Genomic DNA, 9,244 nt, shown 5'->3' on the forward strand with positions numbered 1-9,244 from the left:
CGACGAGCATGGCCAGGCGCCGGGCGGCCTGCCGGGCGACCCGGCCCGCACCGGGGAGGATGCGGGCCGGGACGCCGTGCGGCTGAAGGGTGGTCAACGGGACAGCCAGGTCTTCTCGAGCTGGACGCGGCCGTAGCCGGGGAGCTTGGGCAGGTCGCGCACGGCGGCGCCGGCGAGGTCGATGCCGTCGGCCATGCCCCACAGCAGGTAGCCGGACCTGGCGAACTCGATCTCCTGGAGCTGGTGCAGCAGCGTGCCGCGCGCGGCGGCGTCGGCGGTGCCCATGGCGGTGCGGTAGGCCTCGTCGAAGGCGGGGTCCTTGAAGCCGGACTCGTTCTGGCCGGCGTCGGAGAGCATCGTCTTGGAGGCGAAGAAGACGACCGAGTCGTTGGTGCCCCAGTACGTCGTGTAGAGCGTGCCCTTGAGCCAGGTGGCGTCCCAGAACACCTTGGAGTCCTGCTTGACGACGTTGATCTTCACGCCGGCCTCGCGGACCTGGGTGGCGAACAGGGTCGCGGACTCGGCCAGGCCGGAGATGTCCTCGGTGGTGATGAGGTCGTAGGTCCGGGAGGTGTCGAATCCGGCGTCCGCGAGGAGCTGCTTGGCCTTGGCGAGGTCGCGGGTGCGCTGGGGGATGTCCTTGGCGAGGGCGGGGTCGCCGGTGCCGAGGATGTCGTTGGCGACGCTGCCGTAGCCGGAGAGGACCTGCTTGACCATCGCGTCGCGGTCGACCGCCAGCTTCAGCGCCTCGCGCACCCGGGGGTCGGCGAAGGGGCCGTCGGCGGTGCGCATGACGATCGGCATCGCCATGTCGTTGGGGCGGCGCAGGATCCGGACGTCCTTGCGGGCCTCGGCGGTGCGGGCGGCGACGGCGCCGACGTTGGAGGCGACGTCGATCTGCCCGGCGAGCAGGGCGTTCGCCATGGCCTGGGGGCTCTCGAAGAGGCGGATCTCGACGGCGTCGAGGAGGACCTTGCCGCCGTACCACTGGTCGTTGCGCACCAGGCGGGCGTTGCCGTCGCGGTACCAGTCGAGCTTGAACGGGCCGGTGCCGGGGGCTCCGGCGATCGCGTCGTCCTTGGTGTCCTTCTTGAGGACGAAGGTGGTGAGGCGGGTCTGCAGCGGCAGGTCCGCGTTGGGGTAGTCGGAGACCAGGACGACGGTCTTCGGGTCCTCGGCCCTGATGCCCTCGGGCTGGATGCCGGGCAGGCGGCTCTTGCCGGCCGGGGTGTCGCGCAGGCGCCGCAACGACCAGACGACGTCGTCGGCGGTGACGGGGGTGCCGTCGTGGAAGACGGCGCCGTCGGCGATCGTGAAGCGCCAGGTCGTCAGGTCCTCCGATGGCTTCCAGGAGGCGGCCAGGCGCGGGACGGTGTTGGCGGTGTCCCCGGGTATCGCGAGGGTGTCGTAGAGCAGGCTGATGATCAGGTAGTCGCTCTCGTTGGCCTGGGTGCCGTGCGGGTCACGGGTGATCGCCGAGGCCTTGCCGAGGGCGCCGACCTTCAGCGTTCCCCCGGCGCGGGGCTGTGCGGACGCCGTACCGGCCGGTGCGGCGTCCTTGGATCCGCCCGTGCCGCTGCCGCAGGCGGCCAGCGCACCGGCCGCCCCGATACCGGCACCGGCCCACAGCAGCTGTCGTCGGGTGACGCGCACGTTCGTTCCTCGTTTCGGGTTGCGCTCGATTTGCTTAGGCTTACCTACCCTAAGTTCGAGGCCGCCCGCAAGCCGCCCGGCGGAGCGCACCCTCGTTCCGGCCGTGCGCCCCTCGCTCCCAAAACGCCGCGTGAGCAGCAGAATTGACCCTGAGCGGCCTGTGCGCCGCCGCCGGAAGCCGAGACTACGTAAATGTAGACATCCGATTTGGGTAAGGCTTGCCTTACTTCGAAGTCGTTGTTACGTTCATGTCGTCCGGCCGTTCGAGCCGCCCCGGACCCACGCCCCACGCGCTGCTCCCGCCCGTCCCACACCGGTGCGGTGATGCCGCGTGCTCGCACGCCCTCTCCCGTCCCGCCCCCGGAAGGTCCCGCCGTGCCCACCTGCCCTGCCCCGGTACGCCGCCTCGACACCGCCACCGCCCAGGAACTGACCGACACCGCCGCCGAGTTGCTGGCCCGCCACGGCTCCGCGACCAGCCCCGACCTGCTGGCCGACCTGCCCGCGACACGCACCCGGCTCAGCGCGGAACTCCGGCACGCGCTGCGCCCGGTGGACACCGCCGACGGCCTGTTCGTGCTGCGCGGCCTGCGCCCCGACGACACCGAACTCGGCCCCACCCCCGGCCACTGGTCGACCGTCGGCGACGCCGGCGCGCTGTGGGACGTGACGCTGCTGCTGGTCTCCGCCCTGATGGGCACCCCGATCGCCTGGGACGGCCAGCAGGACGGCCGGTTCGTGCACAACATCGTGCCCTCGCCCGGCCACGAGAGCGAGCAGACCGGCGCCTCCAGCTCCGTCCTGCTCACCCCGCACACCGAGGACGCCTTCCACCCCGGCCGCGCCCACCTGCTGCTGCTCTGCTGCATGCGCAACCACGACCGGATCGCCACCACCGCGGCCGGCGTACGGCTGACCACGCTCGCCCAGGCCGACCTGGACCAGCTGAAGCGCCCCGTCGCGCCGATCCTGCCCGACGACGCCTACGAGCAGGCCCAGCAGTTCCCCGGACGGCCCGCCCCGGTACCCACCCTCTTCGACTCCCCCGACGGCCTGACCATGCGCTACGACCCCGCCTACACCCCGCTGGAGGGGACGGACCAGGCCTGGCGCGGCGCCTACGAGCGCCTGGGCGAGGAGCTGGCCCGGGTGTCCGTCGCGGTGAGCCTGGAGCCGGGCGACGTCCTGGTCGTCGACAACGACCTCGTCGTCCACGGCCGCGTCCCCTTCCGGGCCCGCTACGACGGCACCGACCGCTGGCTCAAGCGCGCCTCCGTCCGGGTCGAGGACCGCCCCACCCGCCCGCTCGCCGAGCACGACGAGCACGGCTACGGCCAGGCCGCCCTCACCGCCTGGGCCTCCTGACCGCCCGCTCTCCCCCCCTGCTTTCCAGACGCCGCCTCACCGAACCGAAAGGGCACCCGCGTGGACCGGGACGACACCACCCTGCGCGTACTCTCCACCAGCGACCTCGCCGGCCTGGACATCACCCTGGCCGACGTCGTCGACACCGTCGAACAGGCCTACCGCACCCTGGCCGCCGGCCGGTCCGACAACCCCCGCAAGCTCACCGTCCAGCCCGCCGACGGCCACTCCGTCTCCTACGCCATGCTCGGCCGCGACGGGGTGCGCAACGTCGTCGCGTTCAAGACCTCGTACAAGCACGGCCTGGACAAGGGCCGCGACGAGCAGCACTACTACACGACGCTGACCGTCTACGACGACGTCACCGGCCTGCCGGTCGCCATGATGGACTGCTCCCGCATCGGCTCGCTGCGCACCCCGGCCGTCTCCGCCCTGCTGGCCCGCGAGTGCGCCTCCCCCGACGCCGCCACCGCGCTGGTGATCGGCACCGGCACCCAGGGCCGCCTCGCGCTGCCGTTCCTGCTCACCACGCTGCCCGGGCTGAAGCGCCTGCTGCTCTCCGGCACCCACCCCGACGGCATCGCCGCCGTCCGCCAGGAGCTGGAGCGCCACTTCCCCGGCCGCGAGCTGGAGTTGGTCACCGACCTCGAAGCGGCCGCCCGGGACGCGGACGTCATCGTCGCCACCGCCGGCGGCCACACCCCCGCCGCCGTCGAGGCCGACTGGCTGAAGCCCGGCGCGACCGCGATCCTCGTCGGCCACGGCCTCGCCCCGTCCACGCTGCACCGCGCGGACCGGGTGATCGCCACCAGCGAGGCCCAGATGCGCGTCACCGGTACCGACATGGCCGACGCCGACGGCACCCTGCCCGCCGTCGACCTGGAACTGCCCGCCGCCATCTCCGGCGCCTCCAACGCCCGTACCGCACCCGACCAGCGGATCTTCGCCTACAACAGCGGCCTGGTCGTCACCGACATCGCGCTCGGCCACCGCTTCGCCCAACTCGCCGCCGACCAGGGCCTGGGCACCGAGGTGGACCTGTGGCGCTGACCCTGCCCACCCACCCCGACCCCCTCGCCGAGCGCCTCCACGCGAGCGGCCTGCTCCACGAACTCGCCCACGGCCTCGGCGGAGGGTTCCACTACCTGCTGCCCGAGCGCTTCGACGCCAACCTCGCCGCGTTCCGCGCCGTCCTCGCCGACACCGGCGTGGACGGGCGGGTCTACTACGCCAAGAAGGCCAACAAGGCCGCCGCGTTCGTCGAACGCTGCGCCGCCACCGGGGCCGGGGTCGACGTCGCCTCGCTCGGCGAGCTGCGCGAGGCGCTCGGCCACGGCGTGCGCGGCGAGGACCTCGTCGTCACCGGCCCCGCCAAGTCCGAGGCCCTGCTGCGCATCGCGGCCCTCCAGGGCGCGCTGATCGCCGTCGACGCCCTCGACGAACTGGAGCGCGTCCTGCACCTGGACGTCCCCCGGCCCGTCCGCCTCCTGCTGCGCCGTCACCCGCCCGCCCAGCCCCGCAGCCGCTTCGGCCTCGACGACGACCAGCTGGACGCCGCGCTGCTGCGCTGCGCCGCGGCCGGTGGGCGGGTCCGGATGGAGGGCTTCAGCTTCCACCTGTCCGGCTACGAGGTGCGGCCGCGCACCGACCTCGCGGGCGAACTCGTCGACCTGTGCCTCAAGGCCCGGACGATGGGCCTGCCGGCGGACCGGATCAGCATCGGCGGCGGCTTCGCCGTCGACTACGTGCCCGCCGACGCCTGGGAGCTGTTCCTCGCCCAGCAGGAGCCCGGGCACTACCACGGCGACCGGACGTTCACCACGGGCGACTTCTACCCCTACCACTCCCCCGTCGCCGGGGCCGACGCGCTGCGCTCGATCCTCACCGGCCGCCCGGGCGGGCAGGGGCCCGACCTGGCCGAGCGGCTGCGGGAGGCCGGCGTGACGCTGCTGCTGGAACCCGGACGCGCGCTGCTCGACCGGGCCGGCTCCTCCGTCTTCGTCGTCCAGGGCGTCAAGGACCGGGCCGGATACGGCATCGTCACCGTCGACGGCACCAGCCTGAGCCTGTCCGAGCAGTGGTTCAACAGCGAGTACCTGCCCGAGCCCGTACTCCTGCCCCGCTCTCCCGGCCAGGCGGCCGAGGAGTACCGGGCGTGCGTCGGCGGCGCCAGCTGCCTCGACTCCGACCTCCTGACCTGGCGCAAGATCCCCTTCCCCGCCCGGCCCCGGGTCGGCGACCTCCTCGTCTACCCCAACACCGCCGGCTACCAGATGGACTCCAACGAGTCCCCCTTCCACGACCTCCCCCTGCCGGCCAAGGTCGTCGTCCAGCACGAGGACGGCGGACCGCGCTGGCGCCTCGACCGCCGCCCCGCCCTCTGATCCCACTGATCCGACGCCGCCCACCGCGCTCACCAGAAAGCCCCCCGCCATGACCGACGCCCTGCACCGCCCGCCGGTGGTCACCCGGATCTCCGACCTCATCGGCTACACCCCGCTGTTCGAACTCGCCCGCGCCGACAACGGCGCCCGGCTGCTCCTCAAACTGGAGATGTTCAACCCCACCGGCAGCGCCAAGATCCGCATGGCCCGGCAGATGGTCCTCGACGCCGAGGAGCGCGGACAGCTGCGCGAGGGCGGCCACATCATCGAGTCCACCTCCGGCAACACCGGCCTCGGGCTGGCCGTGGTCGCCGCCGAACGCGGCTACCGCTTCACCGCCGTCGTCGACAACCACGCCGCCGCCGACAAGCTGCGCGGCATGAAGGCGATGGGCACCGAGCTGGTGTACGTCGACGCGGACACCGACGGCGAGGAGCTGCACACCGCCGCCCGCGAGGAGCTCGCCGAGGAGATGGCCCGCGGCAAGGACAACACCTTCTTCACCGAGCAGCACAACAACCCCAGCAACGCGGTCGGTTACCACGCGGTCGGCCGGGAGATCGCCCAGGCCCTGGACAACCGGGTCGACGTGCTGGTCGGCGCCGTCGGCACCGGCGGCGGGCTGTGCGGCACCGCCCGCGAGCTCAAGGCGTACGTGCCGGACGTGACGGTCGTCGGCGTCGAGCCGAAGGGCTCCATCGCCTTCGGCCCGCCCGCCCACGACTACTACCAGTCCGGCACCGGCACCCCCGAGGGCGCCACCATCGGCCTGCTCGTCGACTACGACCTCATCGACGAGGGCGTCAAGGTCGGCGACATCGAGGCCTTCGCCACCGCCCGCGTCGTGGCCCGCCGCACCGGGCTGCTCATCGGCGGCTCCGCCGGCGGCGTCGTCCACGACGCCCTGACCCGCCTGACGACCCTGCCGCCGGACGCCGTTATGGTCGCGTTCATCAACGACGGCGGGGAGAAGTACCTGGACACCGTCTTCAACGACGACTGGATGACGGCCCGCGACCTCCTCGACGAGGCCGTCGAGACCGGCATCGACGAATCCCTCGCCAAACTCCGCAGGCCCTGACACCCCCAGAGACGTGACACCCAGAGACGTGACACCCACCATGCAGCAGCTGACCACCCTGGCGCGCGACAGCCGCGCGCTCGCCGCCCTCGCCGTACCGCTCGCCCTCACCCAGCTCGCCCAGGTCGCCCTCACCACCACCGACACGATCATGATGGGCGTCCTGGGCACCGAGGCCCTCGCGGCCGGCGGCCTCGCCCTGGTGATCTTCAATCAGCTCCGCACCATGGGCGTCGGGCTGGTCACCTCCGTCGGCAACCAGGTGGCGGCCGCGGCGGCCCGGGCCGAACGCGCCGGAACCGCCGAGCCCGCTGGAACCGCCGCCGACGCCGACACCGACGCCGCCGACCAGGAAGTCCGGGGCCTGGTGCGGGCCGCGATGGCCGTCGCCACCCTCGCCGGGCTGGCCGGCGCCGTCCTGATGGTCCTCATCGGCCAGGCCGCCACCTGGCTCGGCCAGGACGCGGAGGTCGCCCACCGCGCCCAGGGCATGCTCGCCGCCCTCGCCCCCGGCCTCGTACCCTGCCTCTGGTTCCAGGCGATCCGCCAGTTCACCGTCGGCATGCGCCGCCCCCAGGCGCTGCTGCGGATCACCCTCGCCTCCGTCGCCGTCAACGCCGCCCTCAACTGGGCCTTCATCCACGGCACCTGGGGCCTGCCCCGGCTCGGCCTCACCGGCATCGGCGTCGCCACCAGCAGCGTCTACCTGCTGTCCTTCCTCGCCCTCTACGCCTCCGCCCGCCGCGACGACCGGCTGGCACCGCTGCTGAGCCTGGACTTCTGGCGCGCCGACGCCGCGACCGTCCGCCGCCTGCTCGGCCTCGGCACGCCGATCGCCGCCACCTACGGCTCCGAGGCCGGGTTCTTCTCCGTCACCGCGCTGCTCGCCGGCAGCTTCGGCCCCGCCGCGCTCGCCGCCCACACCGCCGTCAACCAGCTGATCTACATCGTCTTCCAGGTCGCCGTCGGCCTCTCGCACGCCGCGTCCATCAACGTCAGCCGCGAACTCGCCCTCGGCGAGTACGCCGCCGCCCGCCGCATCAAGAACACCGCGCTCGCCTGCGGCGCCGTGGTGATGACGGTCGTCGGCACCCTCTACCTCGCGCTCCCGGACCTCGTCCTGCGCCCCTACTTCGACCCGAACGCGCCCACCGACCAGCAGGGCCTGGAGATCGCCACCGGCCTGCTCGTCGTCGTCGCCGTCCTGCAGTTCTTCGACTGCGCCCAGAACATCGGCGTCGGCCTGCTGCGCGGCCTCGACGACACCAGGAGCGGCTTCCGCATCACCCTCGTCGGCTACTGGGCCGTCGGCCTGCCCGCCTCCTGGCTCCTCGCCTACCCCCTCGGCGGCGAGACCCGCGGCCTCTGGTTCGGCCTGCTGATCGGCCTCGCCACCACCGCGGTCCTCCTGCTGCGCCGCTACGGCCGCGCCCTCACCGCCAGGGCCGCCACGGCACCCGACGCCGTCGCCGCCGGAGCCTGACAGCCCGTCGGCGGTGCCGGAGGGCGGGTGCCACCCCGCCCGTCCTCCGGCGCACCACCCTGCTCCGCATCCACCCACCACCACGTGAGACTCCCCCATGCACGCTGCCTCGCTCGCCGCCACCGCCACCCCGTACGTCCTGCCCCCGCTGTGGCGCGTCCTCACCAAGGCCGGCTACTTCCTCGGCCTCAGCGCGGCCATCGGCACCACCGTCACCTACGCCACCACCGTCCGCCCCGCCCTGCGCGGCGCGGACCCCGACGACTCCAGGGTCCTGCGCGCCAGGGCCGCGACCTGTCTGGCCGTGTCCGGCGTGGTCCTCCTGGTCGCCGGCTACTTCCAGCTCGCCGCCCGCCTCGCCCGCGCCGGCGAGGGCATGCCCTTCGGTGACGCCCTCGCCCCCGGCAGGCTCTGGGACTACCTCCAGGCCCCGGCCGCCAAGGGCGCCTGGATCGCCCAGGGCACCGTCCACCTCGTCCAGAACGCCGTCCTGGCCGTGACGGCCGTCCTGCTGGCCGCCCTGTTCGTCCCGGCCGTACGCCGCCACGTCGACGCGATAGCGCTCACCGCGCTGCCGGCCGCCCTCGCCGTCACCCTGATCGCCGCCGTCCCGACCACCACCCCCGCCGGACTCGACCGCTGGCTCGACCTCCTCCTCGACCAGGCGCACATCGTCTCGGGCACCGTCTGGCTCGGCGGCCTCGCCCTGCTCGTCGCCCTCGCCGGCACCCGCGGCCGGCTCGGCACGGGCGCCGGCCTGCTGTGGGCGGACCTGTGGCGCCGCTTCAGCCTGGTCGCCATGGTCTGCGTCGCCGCCGTCACCGTCTCCGGCCTCTGGCTCAGCTGGAAGCACGTCGGCGCGGTCTCCCAGCTGTGGACCACCGGCTACGGCCTCGCCCTGCTCGTCAAGGTCCTCCTCGTCCTCGGCCTCGTCACCGCCGGCGCCTTCAACCAGTTCTGGCTGATGCCCCGCATCGCCCACGCCCGGCGCGCCGACGACACCTCCTCCCTCCTCCACCTCACGCTGCGGCACTTCCCGAAGGTCGTGTGGGGAGAGGTCGCCCTCGGCGTCGCCGTCCTCGCGGTCGTCCCGTTCATCACCGGATCGGCGCGCGCCGAGGCCGCGGACGCCAAGGCCGTCTCCTCCGGCACCGTCTTCGCGGCCGGCGCCGCCCTCGTGCTGGCCCTCGGCGTCTCCCTCTACGCCACCGCCAAGGCCTCCGACGCCCTCGCCCGCCGTCAGGGCGCCACCGCCTGACGACGGACGTGGGGCCGCCG

General features: G+C 73.5%; 7 protein-coding genes. 6 read left to right on the forward strand and 1 reads right to left on the reverse strand.

Annotated elements, in window-relative coordinates:
- Positions 1-93: 93 nt before the first annotated feature.
- Complete coding sequence (locus ACFU7Z_RS28990) at positions 94-1,653, reverse strand: ABC transporter substrate-binding protein (protein WP_380780651.1); 1,560 nt, start codon at positions 1,651-1,653, stop codon at positions 94-96.
- A gap of 375 nt (positions 1,654-2,028) precedes the next feature.
- On the opposite strand from ACFU7Z_RS28990, the gene ACFU7Z_RS28995 reads away from it, so the two are divergent.
- From ACFU7Z_RS28995 to ACFU7Z_RS29020, 6 genes are all read left to right on the forward strand, one after another.
- On the forward strand, positions 2,029-3,018 hold the full coding sequence (locus ACFU7Z_RS28995) for a TauD/TfdA family dioxygenase (protein ID WP_380780653.1): 990 nt from the start codon (positions 2,029-2,031) through the stop codon (positions 3,016-3,018).
- Between the two features lie 60 nt (positions 3,019-3,078).
- Entirely contained in the window at positions 3,079-4,068 is a 990-nt protein-coding gene (locus tag ACFU7Z_RS29000) for an ornithine cyclodeaminase family protein (RefSeq protein WP_380780655.1), read from the forward strand.
- A complete protein-coding gene (locus ACFU7Z_RS29005) occupies positions 4,059-5,402 on the forward strand; it encodes a Y4yA family PLP-dependent enzyme (protein WP_380780657.1) in 1,344 nt (447 codons plus the stop codon). Before ACFU7Z_RS29000 ends, ACFU7Z_RS29005 begins: the two co-directional genes overlap by 10 nt.
- Before the next feature lie 49 nt (positions 5,403-5,451).
- Entirely contained in the window at positions 5,452-6,483 is a 1,032-nt protein-coding gene (locus tag ACFU7Z_RS29010; protein WP_380780659.1) for a cysteine synthase family protein, read from the forward strand.
- A gap of 40 nt (positions 6,484-6,523) precedes the next feature.
- Positions 6,524-7,966: an MATE family efflux transporter gene (locus ACFU7Z_RS29015; protein WP_380780663.1), complete on the forward strand. Its 1,443-nt coding sequence runs from the start codon at positions 6,524-6,526 to the stop codon at positions 7,964-7,966.
- A 97-nt stretch (positions 7,967-8,063) separates the two neighbouring features.
- The gene (locus ACFU7Z_RS29020; protein ID WP_380780661.1) at positions 8,064-9,224 is read left to right on the forward strand and encodes a CopD family protein; all 1,161 of its coding nucleotides are present in this window, start codon (positions 8,064-8,066) and stop codon (positions 9,222-9,224) included.
- Positions 9,225-9,244 lie beyond the last annotated feature (20 nt).

The organism is Kitasatospora sp. NPDC057518 (assembly GCF_042802075.1).
Lineage (GTDB): Bacteria > Actinomycetota > Actinomycetes > Streptomycetales > Streptomycetaceae > Kitasatospora.

Excerpts from the sequence above, each read along its gene's own strand:
- ACFU7Z_RS29020 (WP_380780661.1), top strand. The coding sequence starts at position 8,064 with ATGCACGCTGCCTCGCTCGCCGCCACCGCCACCCCGTACGTCCTGCCC.
- ACFU7Z_RS29010 (WP_380780659.1), top strand. The coding sequence starts at position 5,452 with ATGACCGACGCCCTGCACCGCCCGCCGGTGGTCACCCGGATCTCCGAC.
- ACFU7Z_RS29015 (WP_380780663.1), top strand. The coding sequence starts at position 6,524 with ATGCAGCAGCTGACCACCCTGGCGCGCGACAGCCGCGCGCTCGCCGCC.